Below are 24793 nucleotides of genomic sequence, written 5' to 3'. Positions count from 1 at the left end.
GATCGAGCACTCCGTCCTTGGCCGTCAATCGTCATCCCGGCCCGCCCCGTTCGCGGGGTGGCCAGTGTCCGTCACGACGGGCCGGTCTGCTTGAACGGGCTGCGGCGCCGCATGCCATTGCGTCCACCACCAGCCAATCACCGCCGCCGTCATGATGACGGCAATCCCCCACCAGGCACGCCGGATGCCGTCGATCGGCGCACCGCTCTTGTAGCCGGTTACCATCGCCCCGGCGAGATTCTCCCGATGCACGACGCTGCTGACGAGCACGGCGGCGACATGCACCGCCACAAGCGCGAGCATCGCGTTCGCCGCGCCTTCATGAAGATCACCGAACGATTCGCCGTTTCCCGTGTAGGCCGCCCAGCCCGTTATCCCGGTGACGACCGTCATCGCCAGCATGGCGACGATCGCGACCGCGCCGGCCGGATTGTGGCCGACATGGTGTTCCGGCCTGCCTTTCACAAGGCTCAGCACGTAGCGGAAAACGGCCGCCGGCGAACGTACGAACGACGAGAACCGCGCATGACGCGTGCCGGCCACACCCCATACGACGCGAAACGCGACGAGTGCCAGCATCGTGTACCCGAACGCGACATGCATCAACCGCCACCGCTCGCTCTCGGCGGTCAGCCACGCACCGGCAAAGGCAACAACCGTCAGCCAGTGGAATGCACGAAGCGGAGCATCCCAGACCAGTATCCGTGCGGGACGCGAGCGCTCCGGTTCACCGTGAGCTCGGGATGCGGACGAATCGTTCATCGAAATTTCCTTTGTCTGCTTGCGTATGACATGCGGCGCAATTCGACGGCCGCTTCACTGCGGGGCTGCGCCACACGGACGCGGGAATCTCGTCGTGCGTGGCGATGAACCACGCCGACCGGGTAATCCGGTCTTCCGGCGGACGGCGAGCCGCGGCGCCCGTCGCCGCGTGTGCTGTCAGCCAGGTTTCCAGTTGCCCGATGGTTGTCGGGTCCAGCGTCGCATCGGTGCCGAAGTGGCGATCGAGACCGTTCAGGATGCGGCGCCACGACTCGGCGGGCAGCGCCCCGGGCGGATAGGCGACATGGCAGGTCGCGCACTCCTGCTTGTACTTGGGGAGCAACGGAACCGCGAGGCCCTGCATTTCGTCCTCGGCCAGTGCCGCGCGCGGCAGCAGCGACGTCAACAGCATCGTGAGCGCGCCTGCCACTACATATCGCGGCGGAACGATCCTGCGCGGAGAGGTTGTCGTGTCAAAGTTGGTCATGATCGTTCGTCGTCAGGGTTTCAAGGTCATGAGCCAGCTCAGGACATCCGCCTTCTCGGCTGCCGAGCATTCGCGCCCGACGACGTCCTTGCAGTTTCGGCGGAACCATTTTTCGGTCCGCGCCTCGTCCGTGAACCGCGCGGGATTGAACGCGGGCGCAAGCGGCTCGATGGTCTTGCCGGTAACGACGTGCCGGCCCGGGCCGGTCGGCGTGCTTCCATGACAGCTCGCGCAACTCCAGTCGCGTCCATGCCGCGACGTGAAGAACTGCTGTCCCCGCGACGGCGCGGCGCTCGTGCCTGCCTTCGCCGTATAACCGTCCAGCAGGCGGGCAGGCGTTTCGGCGCGCGCGCACGCAATGGTGGCAATCAGCATCGATACAGCAAGGCACGGGTAACAAAGCGTGCGAACGGAACGGGATATCCGCATCGTGTTTCTCCTGGGCGATGCGTTCATGTTCGGGCCGGTTCCTTACCGCATTCTTAAGGGCCTGGCGTTCGATTGTGGGCGTGCCATTGAGAGGCCGTGCACGGATGCCGTTGCGCTCGCAATCAGGATCACGCCGCCCGGTTGCTTACGCTTGACTCAAATCAAGCCAGTCGGGGAAGGAGAACGCATCGGACGAATGATTCGCGCGGTCGTCCGCGCGCGGTACGCGCTCAGTACAACAAAAACGCCGCCCGCTCGCGCGCGAACGCGGCATTTTGTGCATCGACGACCCGTTCTATCTCATCGAGCGACCGCCCTGCCTCCAGCATGTCCGCCACCTCGCGCGAACCGACCGATGCTCGGATCGCATCGATCCGGAACTTCGCCGGATAACGCCGGTGCAGCGCCAGTGCGAGTGCCAGCCCGATTTCGCCCGGCCGCGCCGCGCCGGGCGGCCGGTCGATGCGCACCCCTTCGCACACCCTGCCGCGATACGGCCCCTCCGTGGGCACGAAGCGAACCGGCGAGAACGTCGCGTCCAGCCGCATCGCGCGAAGATCGTCCGCGAGGATGCGCGCGTCGATCCACGGCGCGCCGACCACGCCGAACGGTGTCGCGGTGCCGCGCCCGACACTAATCGCTGCGCCCTCGATGAGCCCCGTCTCCGGATACAGCGACAACGCGGCGCCGTCGCGCAGGTTCGGCGATGGCGGCACCCGGCCGAGCCCGGTATCGCCGAAGCGCATCGCGCGCACGTAATTCGCCATCGGCACCACGGTCAGCGCCGCGCCGATATGCAGGCGGTCGTTGAACAGTCGCGCCAGTTCGCCGAGCGTCATGCCGGGCTGAAGCGGTAACGGGTAATAACCGGTGAACGTGGCCGGTCCGGCATCGGCCAAGGGGCCGCCGAACACATCGCCGCCCAGCGGGTCCGGGCGGTCGAGCACGAGCACCGGGCGATGCGCGGCAGCACCGGCCTCAAGCGCGTAGCCGAGGGTGGCCAGATACGTGAAGAAGCGTACGCCTGCGTCCTGCAGGTCGAGCACCAGCACGTCGACATCGGCGAGCAGCGCGGGCGCGATCCGGCGTCGATCGCCGTAGAGACTGTGAACGACCACGCCGGTCGCGGCGTCAAGCGTGTCGCCGAATGTCTCGTCGACGTCGGTGCCGAGCCCGTGCTCGGGCGCGAACAGCGCGACGAGCCGCGCGCCCGGCGCCTGCGCGAGCAGGTCGACCGTGCGCCGGCCGAGCCGGTCGAAGCCGCTGCGGTTCGTGACGAGCGCAATGCGCTTGCCCGCGACGGCCGCGAAGCCGCTCGCCGCGAGCACGTCGATGCCGGCCAGCACCGGCCCGCGCGATACCGGCAACCGGGCGGCTTGCGCGACGGCCGCCGCCATCGCAGGCACGCGCGTCGCAATCCGCGACGACGTCACGGGCGCGGCCTCGCTCGACACGATGCCGAGCACGAGCGAGCGCAGTGGCATCGCCGTGCCGGTTTCGTCGGGATACAGCCGGCTGGTGAGCACGATCGCGAAGCGGCGCGTCACGGGATCGATCCACAGCGCCGTGCCCGTGTAGCCGAGGTGTTGCAGCGCGCCGAGCGGCGGCAGCCGGTAGCGGTTCGCGACGAGCGGCGGCCCGACCGCCCAGCCGGGCGTGTGCAGGTCGCCTTCCGCGTCGAGCGTGGCGGGCGTTTCGAGCACGGCGACGCTGCGGCGCGCCAGCACGCGCACCGGGCCGAGCGCGCCGCCGTTCAGCAGCATGCGCGCGAAGCGCGCCAGGTCGTCCGCACTCGCGAACAGGCCCGCATTGCCGGCAACGCCACCCATCGCGGCCGCGACGGGATCGTGGACGCTCCCGCGCAGCAGACGGCCATCGCGAACGGTGGTGGGCGCCACGCGCGCGAACAGCGACGCCGGTGGCCGGAACGCGGTGCTCGCCATCCCGAGCGGCGCGAACACATGTGGGGCGCACCACGCGTCGAGCGGCCGGTGCGACACGCGCTCGACGATCTCGCCAAGCACCACGTAGTTGACGTCGCTGTAGCGCACCTGCGTGCCGGCCGGTGTGCCGGGGGGCATCGCGACGATGTCGGCCAGCACGGCGGCGCGGCTGCGCAGCGCGCGGGACGAAGACACGCCGGCCGGCAGCCCCGATACATGCGCGAGCAACTGGCGGATCGTGATGCCGGCCTTGCCGTGCGCGCCGAACGCGGGCCAGTAACGCGCGGCCGGCGCATCGAGGCGCAGCATGCCGCGCTCCGCGAGCTGCATGATCGCGACCGCCGTCGCCACCGGCTTGGTCAGCGAAGCAAGATCGAAGACGGTATCGGCCGTCATCGCCTCGGCGTGCTCGCCCGTCACGCGCAGGCCGCGCGCGACGCGCACGCGCACGCCGTCCGCGTCGCCCGTCACGACCACGGCGCCGGCAAGATGGCCGTCGGCGATCTCGGCCGCGATCGCCTCGTCGATCGCGGTGGTCTGCTGCTGCGCCACGGCCGTATCGGATTCCGCGCGCGCACCGGCTGACGCAAGCGTGAACAGCAGCGCGCCGGTCAGCGCGGCAGCGCAGCGGGATCGTCGCGATCGAGCCTGTTTCACTGCGTTCATTTCTTCGTGCTGGCCGCATCGATTGAGTCGAGCTGCGCGCGGAGGCCTGCCACGGCGATGGCGTCAGGATCCGCGATCGGCCGAGGCATCGTCTGTTCTCCAGCCACGCCGGTCCTGAACGAACGCGCGACCAGTGTGCCGGTTACTGCGGCGATGCGGAACAATCGGCGCACAGACGTATCGCGCCGTGCCGGTCCGGGTCGTGCCAGTAGAAGCGCACATCGACCGCGCCCCGCGCCGGTACGACGACGTGCCGGACTTCCTGAACGGCCCTGTCGTGCGCGGACACGGTATATCGCCCCGGCGGCACTCGCGCAAACAGGAACGGGCCGTTCGTGTGCGCGTCGAGAATCGTCGACTTGCCGGACGACAGCGTGACATCGACATCGGAAAGATACTGGCCCCGCTTCGATGCGAACGTGATCCGCAGGTTGTAGCGAGGCGCGACATCGCGAAATGCAGTGACCTCGTCCTGGCCGATTCCGCCTGTGATGTAAGCGACACCGTTGTGCACGACCGGCTCGGTCGACGGGTCAGCCAGCGCGTTCGCACCGATGTTCAGCAGGCAGGCTGCCAGCAGCATCTTCACGGTTCCGGTCCACATCTTCACTCTCCTGATTGAGCCGCACGGCCGCGACCCCGCCCGTCCGGTCGCGGAACGGGCTGCGTGCGGTGACGTCGCGCATTCGCGTCGACGACGATGCCAGCGTCGCGCGGAACGTCGATTTCCCGTTGACTCAAGTCAAGTGCGCGCCTGTCGAAACCGAACGAAGCCGGACGGACCCCGCGAGACAGTCATCGCGCCCCATCTGCCCGAGCGCCGCGGCACGCCTGAAAACACGGGGGGAGCGGGATCCGGGCGGCGCAATCGTCCGTTGCGGCTGTCAGCCGATATTGCACGGCCCGTCGGAAATTTCCGACACGGCGGCCCGACGTCGGACAGCAAGCTCAGGCCACGCTGATTGTTCCGCGCGGCTCCACTGCCAATACTGGAGACGTGACAGGACGCAACGTGTATCGCGGCCGGCGCGCGGCTCTTCCGCCCCGCCGCCGCAGAACCGAGGAGCTGGCGATGATTGATCCGACCGCAGCGCACGCCGACGACGCCATGCTGGATGGCGAACCGCCGGTCGGTGCCCACCTCGTGACCCGCCGCCCCGGCTATCTGCATCACGGGATCTACATCGGCAATGGCAACGTGATTCACTACGCGGGATGGTCGCGCCATGCGAGCGGTGGTCCGGTCGAGATCGTCACGCTGGACGGCTTCCGTGCCGGTTTCGGGCTCGCGATCATTCGCCACGCGAGCGCGCTGTACGATGGAACGGAAGCAGCGCGCCGCGCGGCTTCGCGCCTTGGCGAATGCCAATATCGGCTGCTCACGAACAACTGCGAGCATTTCTGCCTGTGGTGCTTGTTCGGTGTGGGGAGGAGCGAGCAGGTCGCGTCGTGTCTGCGCAACCCGATGCACGGCATCGCGGTGGCCGTCATGCTGATGGCGTGCGTTCTGGTCGCGCGATTGCATCCGGAAATGACCGGGCGCGAATGCCCGGTGCGGTGTATGGTCTAGCAGTCCGTGCACATCGACAACCATGAGCGGCCACACGCCGCCCTGGAATACAAAACGCCCGATGCGGTGCATCGGGCGTTCTAGCGTCTGAATACTGTCAACCTATTCCAGGACTTGACACAGCCAATCGAGCCGCTTCCCTGATGAATGCGTTGAATTGTGACGCGATTTCCTCGCCAGCACGGCAACGGTGCGACCGGGCGCAACAGACATCATCACGCGCCGATCGCGCCGGTTGAATCCCGACTCGCGAGGCTGGCTGATCAGAACTCGTAGCCGACCTGGGCACGCACGCCCGCATCGCCCACCGACGTGATCGACACCGCGCCATTCATCAGCCAATTGCCGTTGCGCGACCGGTAAGTGGCGCCGGCCGCGACGGCCGAGCCATTCTTGAAGTTTGCGGCGCCGACCGCGACCACCGTCTTGCCCGGCTGCGACGGCGTCATGTTCGGCATCGCCATCGCGGCTGCAATACCGGCGTATGCATTCTTCGCCACGTCGTTGATCATCCGGTTCGTATCCCCGAAGCGCTGGTCGATCGACTGCATTGCGCCATCGAGCTGGCGTTTGTTGATTGCGTCGGTTGGCGCCGTGCCATCGGCGACGTTCGTGATCTGGCGCTCGTTGCCGACCGAGCCAACCGACACCGTGTTGTCGCGATTCGCGACCGAACCCTGGCCGAGAGCGACCGAGCCGCTGCCAGTAGCCGTCGAGCCCTGGCCGATGACCGTGCTGTTTTCGCCGGATGCGACCGAACCCTGACCGACGGCAGTGCCGTTCCCGCCGGATGCGGTCGAACCCTGTCCCATGGCCGAGCTGTTTTCACCCGATGCGCTCGAACCCATGCCGTTGACGGTCGACCCGTCGCCACCCGTGCCTGGGCCACCCGTGCCTGGGCCACCTGTGCCTGGGCCGCCCGTGCCGGGGGTGTTCTCGCGATCGGTGACGCGATCAGACAAGTCGTCGACACGGACACTCAGCTCCCCGAACTGCTTCGCGAACTGCTCTTGCAACCCGAAGAGCTGGCTGCCGTTGATGGCCTCCATGCTGTTGGCGCTGACCTCGCCGGCCGCGACGCCCCGCAGTGTCGTGCCGAGCGCGCCGGCAAAAGTCACGCGGTCGAACGACAGGCCGCTGTCGTAGGTGACGGCACCGACTTCCTTGCCGGTGTAATCGATCAGGCCGGTTGCGCGGAGCTGCGCGATCGTCACCGCTTCGTCGTCGTTCACGCCGTTTGCGATGCCCGACAGCGTGCGTGTGCCGCCGGTGCCTGCGAAGTTCACCGCAGCACCGTCGGTTTTCGCGCCAACCGTGAGATCGGCACCCGCCTTGGCCTGCTGGACGAGGCCGGTCGTGCCGCTCGACAGGTTTTCCAGTCGGTTGTTGATGGTCGAGATATCAGACGTTTGCATCGCGATGTTGTTTTTCGCGGTCGTCATGTCGCCGTCGAGCTGCTTGATGCTTGCCTCGTTGGCCGTCGTGCGGCCATCGATTGCAGTTATCTGGGTATTGGTCGTCGACAGTCCCGTTTTGACGTCAGCAATCGCGGTGGTCGTCGTTGACAGGCCGGCGTTCATCTGGCCGACGTTCACGGCGTCGGTATCCGCCGTACCTTTGGCCAGGTTCGTAATGCGTCGTTTCACAGTCTTCGAACCCACGGAAACGGTATATTCTTCGCTCGCGACAGAACGATCACCCAGCGCGACGCTGTATTGCCCACTCATTTCGGCACCATCGCCCAGTGCCACGCCTCGCGCTGACGTCGTGGTACCCCGACCGATTGCAATGGCTCCACCGGCGCCCTGTTCCGTTACAGACGCGCCATCACCAAAAGCGATTTGCCCGAAACCACCCGACGTATTTGCTTTCGCTCCAATAGCGATGTTGGTCTGGCCGCCATCAGTGCCGGTTGCGCGCGCAATCGCGCCATCGCCGATCGCGATTGAACGACTTCCTTCGCCCTTCGCGGCTGTCGTCGTGCCGTGAACCTGGAGGTACGTGTCGTCGATCGCAGCCCTCGGTCCGACCTGCGCACGGATACCACCTTGGTCCGATCCTGCCGGTTTGCATGTTCCCGCCGCATCGACGGTGCCGGGCGATCCGTCGCTCGTCGTGCACGCGTCCGCCATCGCGTCGCCCATCGTGACGCCGCCCAGTGCGATCGCAATCATGGCTGTCCGCGTCGCGCGCGACGCTCCTTGCGAATGCGACTTCGCCGTTTCGGCCACTGCCGTCCACGTGTTGGTCGCGGTGTTCCAAATGCTTCGGTAGGTCTTGTTCAAGGCTTTGTTCCTTTCAGTTTTCTGGGTTAAGCGCGATGCCGTAGCCTGGCTTGATATACATCGATCGAGCTGTTCCGCGTCCGGGTCCGGGTCCGCTGCTTCGGCAGCACCAATCGCGACCCGCTTCGCGTACGAGTCGAGCAATCGAGGTGGCTGTGCATGACCGGATGGAATTACATCGTGCGCCGAGAATCGAGCGTGATCGCGCTACGAACTCGCTGCATCATTCGGTTGTCCGAATTGCGGATCTGATCCGCATGGCGCCGATCGCCTCGCTGAGACGGAACGGAGTAACCCCGATCGTCATCCGAGCGATATCCGATTCATACCTTCGGATTTATCAATACAAATCCGCTCGTGACAAATCGTGTGAACAATCGATTTTCGACGTCACATCGGCACGGAACCATTCCGCTCTGGAATTCCGAAGCTCGCCGAGCAAGGCCAATGGATCGTTGCTTGCCGTCGAGACGAACAATGATTTCGCATTGCTCGCTGCATGAGATGAGCCACGCGTGAAACCACTCGATGCCAGGATGTCGACATGAGATTCACTTCATGCCCTATATCGATCAAACTGCCATGACGTCACCAACTTGACGCAGCAGTAAAGGATCAAATCGTCCGTGAAGCACGGGCATATCTCTGCCAATTCATCAACGTCGATCGGATACCGTTGACCTGCAACGCATCGCTCATCCGGCAATTCTGATGAGATGGCGAGTCCGCGAATATAAGAATCGTCCTAAATGGAGGGTGTGCCGGCGCGAGCATGGCGCTGCGTCCGGTATCTCGAAGGCGAGCCCGACTTTTCAGAGATTGATCGGGTATCGCAAGCGACAGCGGAGAACAGGCCATCGCATCAGCAGAAGCGAGTGCCCTGAAGACGCGTGTATTCGACACGATTCGAACACGACACCTCACCCGCAGCCACGAAAAACGGCATGCGCACGCCCCCACCGTTTCGCCTGCGCAATCGCGATGCGGATCGCGCTGCCCTCGGTGCGCCCCTGACGCAGCAGCGCGTTGGCAATCTCGATCGCCTTGCCGCGAACCGGCGGCGGCAGATTCCGCATCGAAGGCGGATAACGCTCGTCATTCCACGGCATGATCGATCGGACGCCTACATGTTCTCGCCGGTCCGCACCTGCCGCTCAGCGCGGCAAATCGGCAGGATCGTAGCGATTGCGCGGGTTCCACAGCATCCAGCCGTCCGTGCCCGCCGCATCGGCCGCGTCGACCTGCGCGCGGATCTCGTCGGCATCGAACGGCCGGTGGTCGAACGCATAGTCGCGAAACGCCTGGAGCCACGGCCGAAACCGGACCCCGTCCATTCCGGTCCGGCGCTTCGCCTCGGCCAGCGACCGCGAAACGATCTCGCCCGGATGCTCGGTCGGCTTCCGGCAACCGGGCAGGCCCCACGTGAAGCCGGACGGATACAGCATCGGCGACACGTAGTCGACAACCGGTCCGAGCGCGTCGAGCCGCTGTCCGATCGCGGTGTCGTCGGTGTTCCAGCAGACGTACCCGAAGATGTCGGCCGACACGTAGAGGTTGTACGGACGCAGCCGTTCCCGCGCGCCGGTCAGGAATCCCGAGATCGCCGCGACCCGGTTCGCCTCGGTATTCGCCTCGGCGAACCGGAGGCCGTTGGCGTCGGGAAAACGCAGGTAGTCGAACTGGATTTCGTCGAAACCCATGCGTGCCGCCTCTTCGGCGACGTCGTAATTGTGTTGCCAGGCCGCGTGCGACGTCGGGTCGATCCAGCGCTGATGCTCGCGGTCCTGCCAGATCTCGCCGGCCGCATCGCGCACGGCCCACTCGGGATGCGCGCGAGCCAGCGGGTCGTCCTTGAACACGACGATGCGCGCGATCAGGTAAAGGCCGCGCGCGTGGAACGTCCGCAACAGGTCCGGCAGATCGGGCGGACGAACGATGGCGCCGGCGACATTGTTCGCGGCGCCGGAGATCTCACGCGCCAGGCTGCGATACGGCGTCACGCCGCTGTCTCCCTTCACGTCGATGACGAGCGCGTTGATTGCCGTCTTGTCCTGGAGGGACAGCGCCGCCTCGCGCAGCGTGCGGTCCGCGACGCCGTAAGCGGACAGATAGACGGCTTTCGGCCGCACCGGTGTCATGCGGATCGTCTGTGCGCCGGCGGCGGGTGCCAGCGTGACTTCGGTTCGCGCGTAGCCCGGCGCACGCACGCTCAGGCGTGCACCCGCCGCGTCGATCTCGATTGAAAACGCGCCGTCGCGATCCGCGGTCCGGTTCGCACCCGCCGCGTGGCCGATCGCGCCGGCGAGCGGGTGCCCGTTCGTCGCATCGACGACGGTGATCGTGACGGGCGCCGCCCGGGCGGCGAATCCGGCGAGCGACACGAGCAGACAGACGATCAGACGTGCAATCACGGCTTCCCCCCGGCGGTTCTCAACAATCCATTCATGCATCGTGTGTCGCAGGCGTCCGTCATCAGATAGCGCGGCAGCGCCATGGCCGGGTCGGTGACACGAACGGGGCGCGCATCGAGCGTGAAGGCCGCCACGTAGCCCTCGCGAGCGGCCAGCTGGTCGGTCTGCGCATCATGGACGCCGAACGGCCAGGCCAGCATCCGGACCGGCTGGCCGGTTTCGGATTCGAGCCGTTCGCGCGACCGGCTCAACTGGAACGACACGAAGCGCAGGTAGTCGTCCGGCGTGAGTCGGGCGCGTTCGGTGCGGAAATTCGGATGCCAGTACGTGTGGGACTCGATGTCGACGCCGCCGGACTGCCCGAGCGTGCGCAACTGGTCCCATGTCATCGCATAGCTGGCGTTGGAGATGGCCGACGGATAGATGAACAGCGTGACCGGCATCGGATGGGCGACCAGCAACGGGCGCAGCACGTCGTAGACGGAGCGATGACCGTCGTCGACGGTGATCGCGACCGCGCGCGCCGGCACGGCATCGGCCTGGCCGCCATGCCAGCGCACGACGTCGGCGAGCGGCACGATGCGGTAGCCGTTCGCCTCGATCGCCTGCAGCTGGTGGCGGAACGTCTCGGTACGGACCGTCATCGAATCCAGTTGCGCGGCGGCGAACCGGTGGTAGACCAGGATCAGCACACGCTGCGATGGCGAATCGACGGTCGCGACGTCGGCGGACGAAGCCGGCGGCATACACGACAACAGGAGCAGGCAGGCGATCAGGCGAAAGGCCATGGCGGGTCTCGTGGAATGGCTGCCCCATTTTTCTCGATCGCGGCACGAAAACCGCTGAGCCAGATCAACGATCGATCGTGCGTCGACGCGATCGTACGCGCGTCACGCCGCGTGGTCGTCAGCTTGCCTGCGCAACCAGTTCGGCATGAATCCGCTCGACGTCGTCGCGCGTGCATAGCGCGGTCCCAGGGTGCTCGACCGACGCGGCCGATGCCGCCAGCGCATAGCGGCACGCTTCGTCGAACGGCACGCCGCGCGCCAGCGCCCAGACCATGCCGCCGACGAAACTGTCGCCGGCGCCGACCGTGCTGCATACCGCTGCCGGCCTGCCGGGCAGGCGCAGCGCGCCGTCGCGCGTGACGACCCATGCGCCGCGCGCGCCGAGCGTCAATGCGACGATGTCGGCTTGTCCTCGCGCCACGAGTTCGCTGGCCTTCCGGCATGCCGACGTGTCGTCGAGCGGTTCGCCGGCCAGCGCGCTCAGTTCGCCGAGACTGGGCTTCACGAGATGAACGCCGGCCTCGAGGGCCGCTTGCAGCGCCCTGCCTGCCGCATCGACGACCACCCGGCTGCCCCTTGCACGGGCGGTCCGCGCGAGCGTCGCATACAGGTCGTCGGGCGCGCCGGGCGGCAGGCTGCCGCTCAGCACGAGATAGCGCGGCACCGGTTGCATCGCGTCGATGCGGGCTGCGCAGTCGCGCCACTCGGCCTCCGAGACCATCGGCCCCGGCATCAGGAACCGGTATTCGCGCCCGGTCGCGGTCTCGGTCACGCAGACGTTCTCGCGCGTCTCGCCGGCGATCCGGATGCGCACCGCCGGCAGGCCCTCGGCTTCGAGCAGCAGCGTCAACACGTCGCCGGTCGGCCCGCCGGCCAGGTACAGCGCGACGCAGTCGCCCCCGAGGCGGTGAATGGTTCGGGCGACGTTGATCCCGCCGCCGCCGGGGTCGCGCCGCGGCCGTGCGCAGCGCAGCTTGTGCGTATCGACGATGTGCTCGACGGACGTCGCGACATCGACGGCCGGATTCAAGGTAACGGTAACGATATCGGTCATGGTGCGTGATTCGCAGTCGATGGCTGGCGCGGCGATTCGCGGCAACCGCCGCGTGCCGGCCGTGGCTCCACCTTACGTTCGACGCCGGTCGCGGCGTTGACCGCCGTCAAGCGATGTCGCGAAGGTGCCCGGTTGCGCTCGATCAACGACACGTTCGGGCAGGCTCTTACAGTGAATCATTCATCGTTGCCGAGCCCCGCCATGGATGAGCAGCCGCTTTGCACCACCGTGTTCACCGAACGCTATGCGCAACCCGGCGAAACGTCTCGCGCGGCCGTCTTCCATCGCGTCGCCCGTGCGCTGTCGCTCGCCGAGCCGGCCGAGCGCCGTGCGCAGGTGGAGCGTGCGTTCTTCGTGAACCTGCAGCGTGGCGCGATCGGCGCGGGCCGCATCCTCGCGAATGCCGGCGCGGACAACGGCGGCACGATGATCAATTGCTTCGTCCATCCGCTCGCGATTCCGGTCGACACCCCCGTGCAGGCCGTCGACACGGCGCTCGCGCAGGCGCTCGACGATGCACGGGTCACGCTGCTGATGGGCGGCGGAATCGGCTATGACTTCTCGCCGGTGCCGCCCGCCGACGCTTACGAACGGCACCTGTCATCCGGACGCGGCGCTTGCGCGGCGATCGACCGCTTCGACGCGATGTGCCGGGCGCTGCCGTTTACCGGCCCGCGCCGGGGCGCACAAATGGGCGTGCTGCGCTGCGATCATCCGGACCTCGTCGCGTTCGTCGCGGCGAAGCGCGGGCGCTCGCGCTGGCCGACGTTCAACCTGTCGGTCGGCGTCACGGACGCGTTCATGGAGGCGGTCCGGCACGACCTGCCGTGGGCGCTCGTTCATCATGCGCCGCCCGGCTCCGCTTCCGCCGCAACGCCCCGGCGGCCGGACGGACGTTACCTTTACGCGACGGTGCCGGCCCGCACGCTCTGGCACGAGATCGTCAACGCCGCGCGCGACAGCGCCGAACCCGGCCTGCTGTTCCTCGACACGATCCGCGACGCGAATCCGCTGCGCGAACACGAGCGAATCGACGCGACGAACCCGTGTGGCGAACAACCGCTGCCGCCGTACGGCAGCTGCGTGCTCGGGCCGATCGACCTGTCGCGGTTCGTTCTTTACCCGTTCGGCGTCGACGGGAAGCCGCGCTTCGATTTCGCGGCGCTCGCCGACGCGGTGCGCATCCAGGTCCGCATGCTCGACAACGTGCTCGACCTGACCGCGTGGCCGCTCGCCGCGCACGAGCACGAGGCGCGGCGGACACGGCGCATCGGGGTCGGCGTGACCGGGCTGGCCGACGCGCTGACGATGCTGCGGCTGCGCTACGACAGCGCGGAAGCACGCACGCTCGCACGCGGGATCGTGCTGACGATGCGCGAGCATGCGTTTGCCGCATCGGCCGCGCTTGCCGCCGAGCGCGGCGTGTTTCCGGCCTACGACCCGGCCGCCTATCTGACCGGCCCCGCGTCTCGCACGCTGTTGCCGCTGAAGGTGCATCACGCGATCGCGCGGCACGGGCTGCGCAACAGCCATCTGCTGTCGTTCGCACCGGCCGGCAGCGTGAGCCTCGCGTTCTGCGACAACTGTTCGAACGGGATCGAGCCGGCCGTCGGCTGGACGCAGCGTCGCATGGTCCGCACCGCCGACGGGCAGGTCCGGCCGTTTCGGGCGGAGAATCACGCTTACCGGCTGTTCCGCGCGCTGCATGGCGAGACCGTCAAGCTGCCGGGCTATTTCGTCACGGCCGCGGAAATCGCGCCGGCGGATCATGTCGCGATGCTTGCGGCGCTGCAGCCGTGCGTCGACGCCGGCATCTCGAAGACCGTGACGATGCCCGGCCAGTGTTCGCTCGCGGCGGTCGACGCGTTGTTCTTCCAGGCGTGGCGCGACGGGCTCAAGGGCATCACGGTTTTTCGGCCGGATCCGCGGCTCGCGTCGGTCGTGACCGATGACGCGGCGCGCGCGCGGCGCGACGGCCCGGTCTGCATCGGCTGTTGAACGATGCGATGGGCGACGGCTGGCGGCCGGCGCGATCGCGCCGGTCGTTGCTTCTGGCGTCGTTTCTTCAGGCGGAGACGCCCGTGGCCGTTTCCGAGTCGGCTTCCGCCGGCCGGGGTGTGTCGCCGGCATCGTCCGGCGGCGCGATGAGCGCCACCAGCATGTCGTGATCGATCGATTCGTGTTGCAGCAAGCTGCACGCGATCCGTTCAAGCGCATCGCGGTGCGCGCCGAGCGTCGCCGTGACCCGCGCATGCGCATCCTCGAGCAGCGCGCGCACCTCTTCGTCGATCAACTGCGCCGTGTGCTCGCTGCAGTGACCGTCGCCCGGCGTCCACACACCTGGCGCCCCGCCCTGGCGTGCACCGTCGTCGAGCGTCGCGAGGCCGACCTTCTCGCTCATCCCGTACTGCATCACCATGTGGCGCGCCAGCGCGGTCGCGCGTTCGAGATCGTTCTGCGCGCCCGTCGACACGTCGCCGAACGCGATTTCCTCGGCCACCCGCCCGCCGAGCAACACGTCGAGCCGGTCGAGCAATTCGCTCCTGCGCAGCACGTAGCGATCCTCGGTCGGCACCTGCTGCGTGTAACCGAGCGCCGCGATTCCGCGCGGGATGATCGACACCTTCTTCACGGGGTCGCAGTGCGCGCGGCTTTGCGCGACGAGCGCGTGACCCGATTCGTGGTAAGCGATGGTCCGCTTTTCCTGTTCGTTCATCACGCGGCTCTTGCGCTCCATGCCGGTCATCGCGCGATCGATGGCTTCGTCGAAATCGGCCATCCCGATCGCGGGCTTGCCCAGTTCGGCCGCATGCAACGCGGCTTCGTTGACGACGTTCGCGAGATCGGCGCCGACGAAGCCCGGCGTGCGCTGCGCCAGCTCGGCCAGATCGACTTCCGGCGCGAGCTTCACGCGCTTCGTATGCACGGCCAGGATCTGCTTGCGTCCGGTCAGGTCCGGCCGGTCGATCGCGATGTGACGGTCGAAACGCCCGGGGCGCAGCAGCGCGGGATCCAGGATCTCCGGCCGGTTGGTCGCGGCCATGATGATGACGCCCGAATTGGCCTGAAAGCCGTCCATCTCGACGAGCAACTGGTTGAGCGTCTGCTCGCGCTCGTCGTTGCCCGACATCAGGCCGACGCCGCGCGCCTTGCCGAGCGCATCGAGTTCGTCGATGAACACGATGCACGGCGCGCTCTGCTGCGCCTGCTCGAAGAGATCGCGCACACGCGCCGCGCCGACGCCGACGAACATCTCGACAAACGCCGAGCCGCTGATCGTGAAGAACGGCACCGCGGCCTCGCCGGCGACCGCACGCGCCAGCAGCGTCTTGCCGGTGCCGGGCGCACCGACGATCAGCACGCCCTTCGGGATCTTGCCGCCGAGCCGCTGGTAGCGTTCGGGGTTGCGCAGGAACGCGACGATCTGCTGCAACTCGGCCTTCGCCTCGTCGATGCCCGCGATATCGTCGAACGTGATGCCGGTTTCCTTCTGCATGTACACGCGGGCGCGGCTTTTGCCCATGCCGCTCAGGTCCCGCATCCCGCCCGGCCGTCGCATCATGAAACTCCAGATCACGACGAAGCCGATCAACGGGAAGATCCAGGACGCGAGCGTCCCGATCCAGCCCGTATCCGTCGCGCCGCGGTAGCGAATTCCGGCGGCCGTCAGCGCGGCGACCAGGCCTTCGTCGCTCACCCGGTTCGTCGTGAAGCGCCACGGCGGGCCGATCTCCTTCACCTCGGCCGCGTCGGACGCGGGCAGCGCGGCGCCGGCCTGCGGCATGCGCAGCGTGCCCGAGATCGACGTTTGGCCGATCTCGAGATCGTCGACGAGCCGTGCGTCCACCAGGTGGTGAAAATCGCTGTAGGAAATCGACGTCGCCGCCGGCTGGCGCGCCAGCAGTTGAACCGCGACCAGCACGGCGAACGCGATCGGGATCAGCAACCCGGAGTAGTCGAATGATTTTTTCATGGGATCGAACCTGCCCGGCGGACCGCCGCCGCTCACGCGTCGTCGCGCTTCCAGTGCGCTCGCAGCACGTCCTCGCCGTCGCGATAGTTGATCGCGAGATCGCCGTGGTGTGCATGCAGCAACGCTTCGCCGAGGCGACGGACCATATGCACGCCCGTCGTTCGAACGATCAGCGAATCGGCGGATTTCTCGATGTCCATGATGCGTTCGAGCGCGTGCTCGCTCGTCTCCAGATCGGCCTGACGCTCGAGCAGCTCGAGAATCGTCGAGCGGTGCGCGCGCAGATACTCGCCGCGCAACACCAGCTCGCCCGCTGGCACGTTTTCCCGCATGCGCTTGCAGGCTGGGCATTCGAGCTGGCGCCGGTCGAGCGCGGTCGCGGACCAGGTCCAGCGGCCCGCTTCGCAGACCGCGCCGCAGCCTTCGCAGATGCGGTCGCCCGTCGGCCGCTTCGGATCACGGTAACTGTCTTTCGTATGCGGCTGCATGCGCTTGTCGCGGCGCAGATGGTTTCGGCCGGGGCCGGTATGCGGACGGTTCATCGCTGTTTCTCCTGGTAGTAGACAGCACGTGCAAGCCGGTCAGGCAACGGTCAGCCGGTCGACGACCTGCCTGACGCCCCTCACCGACCCCGCCGCGCCGCATGCGGCGCGCCGTTCGGCCAGCGACGCGACCGTGCCCGTCAGCGTGACGATGCCGTCGGTGGCGTCGATCGAGATTCCCGCGGTTTCGCGCTGCGCGCGGCGCGCAAGCGCCTCGGCGATCCGGGCGCCGACGTCCGGCACCGTATGGTCGGCGCGCACCCGGATGCGGTTCGCCACGCCGACGACGCCGATCATCCGGCTCACCATCGCTTCCGCCGCGCGGCTCTGATACGCATGATCGACTTCGCCGTCGAGCGTCACGCAGCCGTGATCGACCTCGACGCCGATCTTGTGATCGCGCAACGCCTCCTGCCATCCGAGCGCGAACGTGATCGCGATCGCCAGTTCCTGGTCCGCGCACGCGTTCTCCGGCGGCGCGACATTCAGTTCGAGCACCAGCGCGCGCGCATCGGCGACGTGGAGTGCCGTTTTCTGCGCCTCGAGCTTCTGGGCCCAGCTGTCGACCGTGCCGCGCAACGTCACGATCCGGTCGCGGACCTCGACGTCGATCCGGCGCGCATCGATCGCCGGATTCCAGAACAACGCCTGCTCGACATCCTGCTTGAGTACTGCATCGGACTTCATGTCGGTCTCCCGTCGGCCCGTGCCGGCCGCAAAGCTGGCGAGCGATGCGTGCGGCACCCAGTTCAGCATCGCGCACGGCCGCGCCGGCGGCTTGACGAGGATCAATCAAAGGCGGGCCGGCGATGGCCGATTTTGTCTGTTGACGCAGATCAACCGTGCGACCACGCGCGACGCGATCATGAATCGGCAGACGTCGTGAAAACCGCGGCAACCGCGACGTTTCGCATTCGTACGACCGTCGACGTCCACCGCTTTCCGGGAGACCGTCATGATCCAGAAGCAGTACCGCATCGTGCTCGCGACGCTCAGCGTGTTCATCGCGATTGCGTCGCTGGTCGGCATCGTTCACGGGATGCTGTTCGACGAGGAGGTGTTCAGGTACTCGATCGTCACGTTGATCTCCAGCATCCTCGCGTTCGTCGTGCTGCTCAATCCCGGGCCGGGCGACCGGCCGTGACGGGCCTTGCGTGGTTCGGTCCGGCACGCCGTCACGAGCCCGGCCGAGGCACGCTGCGACACGCGCGTCAAGCGAGGGGCCGCTCGAAACGCATTCCCGCCCGAGTGATACAGATCAAGGGGAAACCCTGTAATCGTCGGATATAAGTGAATCCGAAGCGGCGACGCCTGGCGGGCGGCGCCATCCCGTATTCCCGCATTTCCGTATTCGACGAGGCATCCCATGCGCGCTGCCGCGCCTCCCGTTCGCTTTCATCCTGCCGTCGTGCGGCGCATGCGTGCCGTCGCGCTCGCGGCGGGCATGGTGCTGCTGTCGGGCTGCCTGTCGCTTGCGCCGCCGGACGAGCGTCCCGCCGCACCGATTCCCGCATCCTTTCCGGATCCCTCCGCCGACGCGACACCGGCGGCACCCGTGCCCGAGTGGCAGGCCTACTTCGTCGACGCACGCCTGCGCGCGTTGATCGGGCAGGCGCTCGCCAACAACCGGGATCTGCGCGCGGCGGTGGCACGCGTCGAGCAGGCGCGCGCGGTCTACGGCATCCGCAGCGCGGATCAATGGCCGACGATCGGTGCGGGCGCCGCGTATGCGCGGTTTCGCACGCCGGGCGGTTTCCTCACTCCGACGCCCGTCATCGGCCAGATTTACGAAGTGCAGCTGGCCGAGACGCAATGGGAGATCGATTTCTGGGGCCGCGTGCGCAACCTGAAAGCGGCGGCGCTCCAGCGCTACCTCGCGAGCGACGCGGCGCGGCAGGCGGTGACGTTGAGTGTCGTCACCGGCGTAGCCGATGCCTATCTGACCCTGTGCGAGATCGACGAACGCATCGCGCTGACCCGCGCGACGATCGACACACGCCGCGAATCGCTGCGGATTTTCCGGCTTCGTCACGCGGCCGGCGCGATCTCGCGCCTCGACCTGACGCAATCGGAAATCCTGCTCCAGCAGGCGGAATCGCTCGGCGTCCAGTTGCAGCAAGCCCGCTCGACGGCGGCCGATGCGCTGGCGTTGCTCGTCGGTGCGCCGCCGGCGCTGGCCGCCACGCCGCTCGCGCTCGACGACGGCGCGGTGCTGCCGTCGCTCGCCCCCGGCCTGCCTTCGTCGCTGCTGACCCGGCGTCCGGACGTGATCGCGGCGGAGCATGAGCTGCAGGCGACCCGCGCGAACATCGGCGCGGCGCGCGCGGCATTCTTCCCGCGCATCGCATTGACGAGCGCGATCGGCTCGGGCAGCACCGCGCTGCATGACCTGCTGTCGTCCGGCACGGGCGTGTGGTCGGTGATTCCCAACGTCACGCTGCCGCTCGTCGACGGCGGCCGCAACCGGTCGAATCTCGCGCTCTCGCATGCGCAACGCGACGAGGCGCTCGCGCAGTACGAGAAGACGCTGCAGCGCGCGTTCCGCGACGTGTCCGATGCGCTCGCGGCGCGCCACTGGCTCGCCGACCAGGTCGCCATCGAGCGCGCCACGCTGGCGTCGCAGGCCGAGCGGGCACGCCTCGCGAAGCTGCGCTACGACAGCGGGGCAACCCGCTTCCTCGAAGTGCTCGATGCGCAACGGGACCTGATGAACGCCGAGCAGCAATTGGTCATGACACGTCGTGCGCTGCTGTCGAGCCGCGTCGCGCTGTACGGCGCGCTCGGCGGCGGCGTGATCGACACCGGCAAGACTGCCGCGGCAACGGCTCCCCTTTCGACAGACTCGGACAACACACCATGAAAACCATCCCGCGCCCTCTTCTGATCGGTGTCGGTGCGGCCGTGCTCGCGATCGGCCTCGCGTACTACGGGTGGACGCGCTGGCGCGACGGCCAGGCGGATGCGGGGCTCGTCAGCGGCAACGGCCGCATCGAGGCGACCGAAATCGACGTCGCGACCAAGCTGCCGGGGCGCGTGACCGCCATGCTCGTCGACGAAGGCGACTTCGTGACGGCCGGCCAGCCGCTCGCACGCATGGACGTCGTCGTCCTGCAGGCGCAGCTCGACGAGGCACAGGCGCGGGAGCAACAGGCGGTGAACACCGCGGCGAGCATCGACGCGCAGGTCGCGCAGCGCCGCAGCGACAAGGCGGCGGCCGCGGCCGTCGTCGTGCAACGGGAAAGCGAGCTGGACGCGGCCACGCGGCGGCTCGCGCGGTCCGAAACGCTGTCGCGCGACGGTGCGTCGTCGATGCAGGAGTTGGACGACGATCGCGCGCGCGCCGGCAGCCTGCGCGCGACCGTGAATGCCGCGCGCGCCCAGGTGGAAGCGGCCCAGGCCGCCGTCGACGCAACGCGGGCCCAGCTCGTCGCGGCGCGCTCGGCCGTGACGGCCGCGCAGGCGACCGTGGCGCGCGTGCGGGCCGACATCTCGGACAGCGAACTGACGTCGCCGCGCGACGGGCGCGTCCAGTACCGGATTGCCGAATCGGGCGAAGTCCTGCCGGCGGGCGGCAAGGTGCTCAACGTCGTCGACCTGTCCGATGTCTACATGACGTTCTTCCTGCCCGAAGCGGTCGTCGGCCGGGTGCCGCTCGGCGCCGACGTGCGGATCGTGCTCGATGCGGCACCGGAATACGTGATTCCCGCACGCGTGTCGTATGTGTCGAGCACCGCGCAGTTCACGCCGAAGACGGTCGAGACGGCCACCGAGCGGCAGAAGCTGATGTTCCGGGTCAAGGCGCGCATCGATCGAGATCTGTTACAGCGCCACCTGAAACTCGTGAAGACCGGCTTGCCGGGCGTCGCCTGGCTGAAGACCGACCCGCACGCGGCCTGGCCGGATCGCCTCGCGATCAGGGTGCCGCAATGAATGCGACGACGCCCGTCGAGACCGATGCCGGATCGATCGACGGTTCGCCGGTGTCGGGCGATCCGCGCATGGTCGCCCGGCTGTCGGGCGTCTCGCTGCGCTACGGCAACAAGTACGCGCTCGACGACGTGACCCTCGACATCCCCGCCGGCCGCATGATCGGGCTGATCGGGCCGGACGGCGTTGGCAAGTCGAGCCTGCTCGCGCTCGTGTCCGGCGCGCGCGCGATCCAGCAGGGCCGCGTATGGACGCTCGACGGCGACCTGTCGTCGCGTCGCCATCGCGCGCGCGTATGCCGGCGCATCGCCTACATGCCGCAAGGCCTCGGCCGGAACCTGTACGCGACGCTGTCGGTCGAGGAAAACCTGCAGTTCTTCGCGAGACTGTTCGGCCACGATGCTGCGGAGCGCCGCCGCCGGATCGACGCGCTGACGCACAGCACCGGCCTGCAGCCGTTCCTGGATCGCCCGGCCGGCAAGCTGTCCGGCGGCATGAAGCAGAAGCTCGGCCTGTGCTGCGCGCTGATCCACGACCCCGACCTGCTGATCCTGGACGAACCGACGACCGGCGTCGATCCGCTGTCGCGCGCGCAGTTCTGGGACCTGATCGGACGCATTCGCGCCGCCCGCCCGGCGATGAGCGTGCTGGTCGCCACCGCGTACATGGACGAGGCCCGGCGATTCGACCGGCTGATCGCGATGGACGCGGGCCGCGTGCTGGCGACCGGCAGCCCCGGCGAGCTGCTCGAACGCACCGGTTGCGCCACGCTGGAAGCGGCGTTCATCTCGTTGCTGCCGGAGGCCCGCCGGCGCGGACACCAGCCGGTCGTGATCGCACCGTTCCAGCCCGATCCGGCGGCCGGCTACGCGATCGAGGCCGACGCGCTGACGATGCGGTTCGGCGATTTCGTCGCGGTCGACCACGTGAGCCTGCAGATCCGACGTGGCGAGATCTTCGGCTTTCTCGGCTCCAACGGCTGCGGCAAGTCGACGACCATGAAGATGCTCACCGGCCTGCTGCCCGCGTCGGAAGGCACGGCGACGCTGTTCGGCCGGCCGATCGCCGCGAACGACATCGACACGCGCAGACGCGTCGGCTACATGTCGCAAGGGTTTTCGCTCTACGGCGAACTGACCGTCCGGCAGAACCTCGTGCTGCACGCGCGCCTGTTCGGCGTACCGGAACCGGATGTGCCCGCACGCGCGACCGAAATGGTCGAGCGCTTCGGGCTCGCGGACGCCCTCGACGCGCTGCCCGAGCGCCTGCCGCTCGGCATGCGGCAGCGGCTGTCCCTCGCGGTGGCGATGGTGCACAAGCCCGAGCTGCTGATCCTGGACGAGCCGACCTCGGGCGTGGACCCGGTCGCGCGCGACGACTTCTGGCGGTTGATGATCGAGCTCGCGCGCAACGATCGCGTCACCATCTTCATTTCGACGCACTTCATGAACGAGGCAGCGCGGTGCGACCGCATCTCGCTGATGCATGCGGGCCGTGTGCTCGCGAGCGCCGCGCCCGAGGAACTGGTGCGCCTGCGCGGTGCGGCCACGCTCGAGGACGCGTTCATCGGCTACCTGACCGACGCGCAGAAAGCGGACGACGCGGGCGATACGGACGACGCGACGGCTGATGCCCCTTCCGACGCCGGCTGGCTCGCCGCGCCGAGCGCTGCGGCCGGCGCCGGCCATGCGGCCGCATGGTTCAGCCCGGCGCGCGCCGGCAGCTATCTGTGGCGCGAAGTGCTGGAACTGCGACGCGACCCGTTGCGCGCGACGCTGGCGCTGTTCGGCTCGCTCGTGCTGATGTGCGTGATCAGCATCGGGATCAGCCTCGACGTCGACAACCTGACGTTCGCGGTGCTCGATCGCGATCAGTCGATCCTGAGCCAGGACTATGCGCAGAATCTCGCCGGTTCCCGCTATTTCGTGCCGCGCGCGCCGCTCGCGGACGACCGCGACATCGAGCGCCGCATGCGCAACGGCCAGCTGTCGCTCGCGCTCGAGATCCCGCCCGGTTTCGCGCGCGACGTGGCGCGCGGCCGGCGCGTGGAGATCGGCGCATGGGTCGACGGCGCGATGCCGATGCGCGCGGAGACGATCCGCGGCTACGTGGCCGGCATGCACGAAAACTGGCTGCGCGACCAGGCGAAGCGCCGGCTCGGCGTGTCGCTCGTCCCGGCCGTGGACATCGCGATCCGCTATCGCTACAACCCCGACGTCAAGAGTCTGCCGGCGATGATTCCGGCGATCATGCCGATGCTGCTGCTGATGCTGCCCGCGATGCTGACGGCGCTCGCCGTCGTGCGGGAACGCGAGCTCGGGTCGATCGTCAACCTGTACGTGACGCCCGTCACGCGGGCCGAATTCCTGCTCGGCAAGCAGGCGCCATATGTCATGCTGGCGATGCTGAACTTCCTGCTGATGGTCGTGCTGGCCGACGTCGTGTTCGGCGTGCGGATCAAGGGCAGTTTCGCGACGCTGGCGGCCGCGGTGCTGATATTCAATGTCGTGGCCACCGGCATCGGGCTGTTCGCGTCGACGTTTACCCGCAGCCAGATCGCCGCGATCTTCATGACGATCGTCGGCACGCTGATTCCCGTCGTGCAGTTCTCGGGCCTGCTCACGCCGCTGTCGTCGCTCGAGGGCAGCGGCAAGTGGGTCGGCACCGTCTATCCGGCCACCTACATGCTCGCGATCAGCCGCGGCGTCTACAACAAGGCGCTCGGACCGGCCGACCTGTCGTCGCAGTTCTGGCCGATGCTCGCGGCCGTGCCGGTCATCCTGGTCATGACCGGCGTGCTGCTGCGCAAGCAGGAGCGCTGACCATGTCGCGCCTGCTCGTCATTTTCCGGCTCGGGGTCAAGGAACTGTGGAGCCTCGCTCGCGACCCGATCCTGCTCGCGCTCATCGTCTATACGTTCAGCGCGTCGATCTACGTCGCCGCCACCGCCCGCCCGGAAACGCTGCACAAGGTGCCGATCGCGATCGTCGACGAGGATGCGTCGCCGCTGTCGGCGCGCATCGCGGCGGCGTTCTTCCCGCCGCAGTTCGCGCCGCCGCCGATCGTCGACGCCGGCGCGGCCGATCGCGGGCTGGACGACGGCGACTACACGTTCTCGCTCGACATTCCGCCCGATTTCCAGCGTGACGTGCTCGCCGGCCGCCACGCGACGGTCCAGCTCAACGTCGACGCGACCCGCATGACGCAGGCGTTCACCGGCGGCGGTTACGTCCAGCAGATCGTGGCGGGCGAGATCGATGCCTTCGTGCGGCGCCATCGCGGCACGTCCTTGCCGCCCGTCGATCTCGCGATGCGGATGCGCTTCAACCCGAATCTCGACGAAGTCTGGTTCGGCGCGCTGATGGAGCTGATCAACAACGTGACGATGCTGTCGATGATCCTCACCGGGGCCGCGCTGATTCGCGAGCGCGAGCACGGCACGATCGAGCATCTGCTCGTCATGCCGGTGACCGCGGCGGAAATCATGCTCGCGAAGGTCTGGTCGATGGGGCTCGTCGTCGCGGCGGCGGCCGTCGCGTCGCTGACGTTCGTCGTGGGCGGCGCGCTGCACGTGCCGATTCCCGGGTCCGTGCCGCTGTTCGTGGCCGGCATGGCGTTGCATCTGTTCGCGACGACGTCGATGGGGATCTTTCTCGCGACGCTGGTGCGCAGCATGCCGCAGTTCGGCATGCTGCTCGTCCTCGTGCTGCTGCCGCTGCAACTGCTGTCGGGCGGGCTGACGCCGCGTGAAAGCATGCCGCCCGTCGTCCAGGACATCATGCTGGCCGCGCCGACCACCCATTTCGTCGAACTCGCGCAGCGCATCCTGTATCGCGGCGCCGGGCTCGACGCGGTGTGGGCCCAGTTCGCCGCGCTGTTCGCGATCGGCTGCGTGCTGTTCCTGCTGTCGCTGACGCGATTCCGCAAGACGATTGGTCAGATGACTTGATCGGCGC

The 24793-nt window shown here is 67.9% G+C and carries 19 protein-coding genes and 1 pseudogene; 7 read left to right on the top strand and 13 right to left on the bottom strand.

Annotation, left to right across the window (positions count from 1 at the left end; translation table 11 throughout):
- Positions 1–24 precede the first annotated feature (24 nt).
- The 5 genes from HWX22_RS20355 to HWX22_RS20335 form a co-directional block, all read right to left on the bottom strand.
- Complete coding sequence (locus HWX22_RS20355) at positions 25–762, bottom strand: cytochrome b/b6 domain-containing protein (RefSeq protein WP_175909041.1); 738 nt, start codon at positions 760–762, stop codon at positions 25–27.
- On the bottom strand, positions 728–1174 hold the full coding sequence (locus HWX22_RS20350; RefSeq protein WP_244135261.1) for a diheme cytochrome c: 447 nt from the start codon (positions 1172–1174) through the stop codon (positions 728–730). Before HWX22_RS20350 ends, HWX22_RS20355 begins: the two co-directional genes overlap by 35 nt.
- Before the next feature lie 87 nt (positions 1175–1261).
- Positions 1262–1624: a DUF1924 domain-containing protein gene (locus HWX22_RS20345; protein WP_244135258.1), complete on the bottom strand. Its 363-nt coding sequence runs from the start codon at positions 1622–1624 to the stop codon at positions 1262–1264.
- Between the two features lie 284 nt (positions 1625–1908).
- A complete protein-coding gene (locus tag HWX22_RS20340) occupies positions 1909–4287 on the bottom strand; it encodes a serine hydrolase (protein ID WP_175909039.1) in 2379 nt (792 codons plus the stop codon).
- Positions 4288–4429: 142 nt separating this feature from the next.
- Positions 4430–4891: a carboxypeptidase regulatory-like domain-containing protein gene (locus HWX22_RS20335; RefSeq protein WP_059816744.1), complete on the bottom strand. Its 462-nt coding sequence runs from the start codon at positions 4889–4891 to the stop codon at positions 4430–4432.
- Positions 4892–5359: 468 nt separating this feature from the next.
- Between HWX22_RS20335 and HWX22_RS20330 the strand changes: the two are divergent.
- Positions 5360–5830 (top strand): annotated as a pseudogene (locus HWX22_RS20330) (lecithin retinol acyltransferase family protein); the annotation flags it as partial.
- Positions 5831–6120: 290 nt separating this feature from the next.
- Here the strand turns inward: HWX22_RS20330 and HWX22_RS20325 are convergent.
- The 5 genes from HWX22_RS20325 to HWX22_RS20305 form a co-directional block, all read right to left on the bottom strand.
- Positions 6121–8142 (bottom strand): YadA-like family protein, encoded by a 2022-nt coding sequence (locus tag HWX22_RS20325; protein WP_175916257.1) that lies wholly within the window; start codon positions 8140–8142, stop codon positions 6121–6123.
- Between the two features lie 920 nt (positions 8143–9062).
- Positions 9063–9251: a hypothetical protein gene (locus HWX22_RS20320; protein WP_175909037.1), complete on the bottom strand. Its 189-nt coding sequence runs from the start codon at positions 9249–9251 to the stop codon at positions 9063–9065.
- Positions 9252–9296: 45 nt separating this feature from the next.
- Positions 9297–10553: a putative glycoside hydrolase gene (locus HWX22_RS20315; protein WP_175909036.1), complete on the bottom strand. Its 1257-nt coding sequence runs from the start codon at positions 10551–10553 to the stop codon at positions 9297–9299.
- Positions 10550–11341 (bottom strand): polysaccharide deacetylase family protein, encoded by a 792-nt coding sequence (locus tag HWX22_RS20310; RefSeq protein ID WP_175916256.1) that lies wholly within the window; start codon positions 11339–11341, stop codon positions 10550–10552. Before HWX22_RS20310 ends, HWX22_RS20315 begins: the two co-directional genes overlap by 4 nt.
- Before the next feature lie 118 nt (positions 11342–11459).
- Positions 11460–12395: a 1-phosphofructokinase family hexose kinase gene (locus HWX22_RS20305; protein ID WP_175916255.1), complete on the bottom strand. Its 936-nt coding sequence runs from the start codon at positions 12393–12395 to the stop codon at positions 11460–11462.
- Positions 12396–12596: 201 nt separating this feature from the next.
- Here HWX22_RS20305 and HWX22_RS20300 point away from each other — a divergent pair, with 201 nt between their 5' ends.
- On the top strand, positions 12597–14393 hold the full coding sequence (locus HWX22_RS20300; RefSeq protein ID WP_175916254.1) for an adenosylcobalamin-dependent ribonucleoside-diphosphate reductase: 1797 nt from the start codon (positions 12597–12599) through the stop codon (positions 14391–14393).
- Between the two features lie 67 nt (positions 14394–14460).
- Here HWX22_RS20300 and ftsH read toward each other — a convergent pair whose 3' ends face one another.
- Genes ftsH through HWX22_RS20285 form a run of 3 tightly spaced genes read right to left on the bottom strand, consistent with a single transcriptional unit; the run spans position 14461 to position 17597 of the window.
- The gene (ftsH, locus tag HWX22_RS20295) at positions 14461–16368 is read right to left on the bottom strand and encodes an ATP-dependent zinc metalloprotease FtsH (protein ID WP_175916253.1); all 1908 of its coding nucleotides are present in this window, start codon (positions 16366–16368) and stop codon (positions 14461–14463) included.
- Positions 16369–16400: 32 nt separating this feature from the next.
- Positions 16401–16910, bottom strand: coding sequence for a BCAM0308 family protein (locus HWX22_RS20290; protein ID WP_059542048.1), 510 nt, complete (start codon positions 16908–16910; stop codon positions 16401–16403).
- A 39-nt stretch (positions 16911–16949) separates the two neighbouring features.
- Complete coding sequence (locus HWX22_RS20285; RefSeq protein WP_059537371.1) at positions 16950–17597, bottom strand: BON domain-containing protein; 648 nt, start codon at positions 17595–17597, stop codon at positions 16950–16952.
- Positions 17598–17865: 268 nt separating this feature from the next.
- Between HWX22_RS20285 and HWX22_RS20280 the strand changes: the two genes are divergently transcribed.
- The 5 genes from HWX22_RS20280 to HWX22_RS20260 all read left to right on the top strand — a co-directional run bounded on the left by HWX22_RS20280 (position 17866) and on the right by HWX22_RS20260 (position 24786).
- Positions 17866–18054, top strand: coding sequence for a DUF2964 family protein (locus tag HWX22_RS20280; protein WP_059816764.1), 189 nt, complete (start codon positions 17866–17868; stop codon positions 18052–18054).
- Between the two features lie 273 nt (positions 18055–18327).
- Positions 18328–19770 carry an efflux transporter outer membrane subunit gene (locus tag HWX22_RS20275; protein ID WP_244135257.1) on the top strand — a complete coding sequence of 481 codons (1443 nt, stop codon included), beginning with the start codon at positions 18328–18330 and terminating at the stop codon, positions 19768–19770.
- Positions 19767–20840, top strand: a complete 1074-nt coding sequence (locus HWX22_RS20270) for an HlyD family efflux transporter periplasmic adaptor subunit (protein WP_175909030.1) — start codon at positions 19767–19769, stop codon at positions 20838–20840. The genes HWX22_RS20275 and HWX22_RS20270 overlap by 4 nt, the downstream gene beginning before the upstream one ends.
- Positions 20837–23659 carry a ribosome-associated ATPase/putative transporter RbbA gene (gene rbbA / locus HWX22_RS20265; RefSeq protein WP_279610117.1) on the top strand — a complete coding sequence of 941 codons (2823 nt, stop codon included), beginning with the start codon at positions 20837–20839 and terminating at the stop codon, positions 23657–23659. The genes HWX22_RS20270 and rbbA overlap by 4 nt, the downstream gene beginning before the upstream one ends.
- Before the next feature lie 2 nt (positions 23660–23661).
- Complete coding sequence (locus HWX22_RS20260) at positions 23662–24786, top strand: ABC transporter permease (protein WP_175916252.1); 1125 nt, start codon at positions 23662–23664, stop codon at positions 24784–24786.
- Positions 24787–24793: the final 7 nt, after the last annotated feature.

Origin of the sequence: Burkholderia sp. BCC1638 (genome assembly GCF_902833195.1) — a bacterium.
In the GTDB taxonomy this organism is placed as follows: domain Bacteria; phylum Pseudomonadota; class Gammaproteobacteria; order Burkholderiales; family Burkholderiaceae; genus Burkholderia; species Burkholderia diffusa.
This window is presented reverse-complemented; position numbering and strand designations above follow the sequence as displayed.

What these genes read in the sequence shown, in the direction of transcription:
- rbbA (WP_279610117.1), top strand. Translation starts at nt 20,837, where the DNA reads ATGAATGCGACGACGCCCGTCGAGACCGATGCCGGATCGATCGACGGT.
- HWX22_RS20305 (WP_175916255.1), bottom strand. Translation starts at nt 12,395, where the DNA reads ATGACCGATATCGTTACCGTTACCTTGAATCCGGCCGTCGATGTCGCG.
- HWX22_RS20310 (WP_175916256.1), bottom strand. Translation starts at nt 11,341, where the DNA reads ATGGCCTTTCGCCTGATCGCCTGCCTGCTCCTGTTGTCGTGTATGCCG.
- ftsH (WP_175916253.1), bottom strand. Translation starts at nt 16,368, where the DNA reads ATGAAAAAATCATTCGACTACTCCGGGTTGCTGATCCCGATCGCGTTC.
- HWX22_RS20340 (WP_175909039.1), bottom strand. Translation starts at nt 4,287, where the DNA reads ATGAACGCAGTGAAACAGGCTCGATCGCGACGATCCCGCTGCGCTGCC.
- HWX22_RS20270 (WP_175909030.1), top strand. Translation starts at nt 19,767, where the DNA reads ATGAAAACCATCCCGCGCCCTCTTCTGATCGGTGTCGGTGCGGCCGTG.
- HWX22_RS20320 (WP_175909037.1), bottom strand. Translation starts at nt 9,251, where the DNA reads ATGCCGTGGAATGACGAGCGTTATCCGCCTTCGATGCGGAATCTGCCG.
- HWX22_RS20260 (WP_175916252.1), top strand. Translation starts at nt 23,662, where the DNA reads ATGTCGCGCCTGCTCGTCATTTTCCGGCTCGGGGTCAAGGAACTGTGG.
- HWX22_RS20290 (WP_059542048.1), bottom strand. Translation starts at nt 16,910, where the DNA reads ATGAACCGTCCGCATACCGGCCCCGGCCGAAACCATCTGCGCCGCGAC.
- HWX22_RS20300 (WP_175916254.1), top strand. Translation starts at nt 12,597, where the DNA reads ATGGATGAGCAGCCGCTTTGCACCACCGTGTTCACCGAACGCTATGCG.
- HWX22_RS20280 (WP_059816764.1), top strand. Translation starts at nt 17,866, where the DNA reads ATGATCCAGAAGCAGTACCGCATCGTGCTCGCGACGCTCAGCGTGTTC.
- HWX22_RS20275 (WP_244135257.1), top strand. Translation starts at nt 18,328, where the DNA reads ATGCGTGCCGTCGCGCTCGCGGCGGGCATGGTGCTGCTGTCGGGCTGC.
- HWX22_RS20285 (WP_059537371.1), bottom strand. Translation starts at nt 17,597, where the DNA reads ATGAAGTCCGATGCAGTACTCAAGCAGGATGTCGAGCAGGCGTTGTTC.
- HWX22_RS20345 (WP_244135258.1), bottom strand. Translation starts at nt 1,624, where the DNA reads ATGCTGATTGCCACCATTGCGTGCGCGCGCGCCGAAACGCCTGCCCGC.
- HWX22_RS20335 (WP_059816744.1), bottom strand. Translation starts at nt 4,891, where the DNA reads ATGTGGACCGGAACCGTGAAGATGCTGCTGGCAGCCTGCCTGCTGAAC.
- HWX22_RS20350 (WP_244135261.1), bottom strand. Translation starts at nt 1,174, where the DNA reads ATGCTGTTGACGTCGCTGCTGCCGCGCGCGGCACTGGCCGAGGACGAA.
- HWX22_RS20355 (WP_175909041.1), bottom strand. Translation starts at nt 762, where the DNA reads ATGAACGATTCGTCCGCATCCCGAGCTCACGGTGAACCGGAGCGCTCG.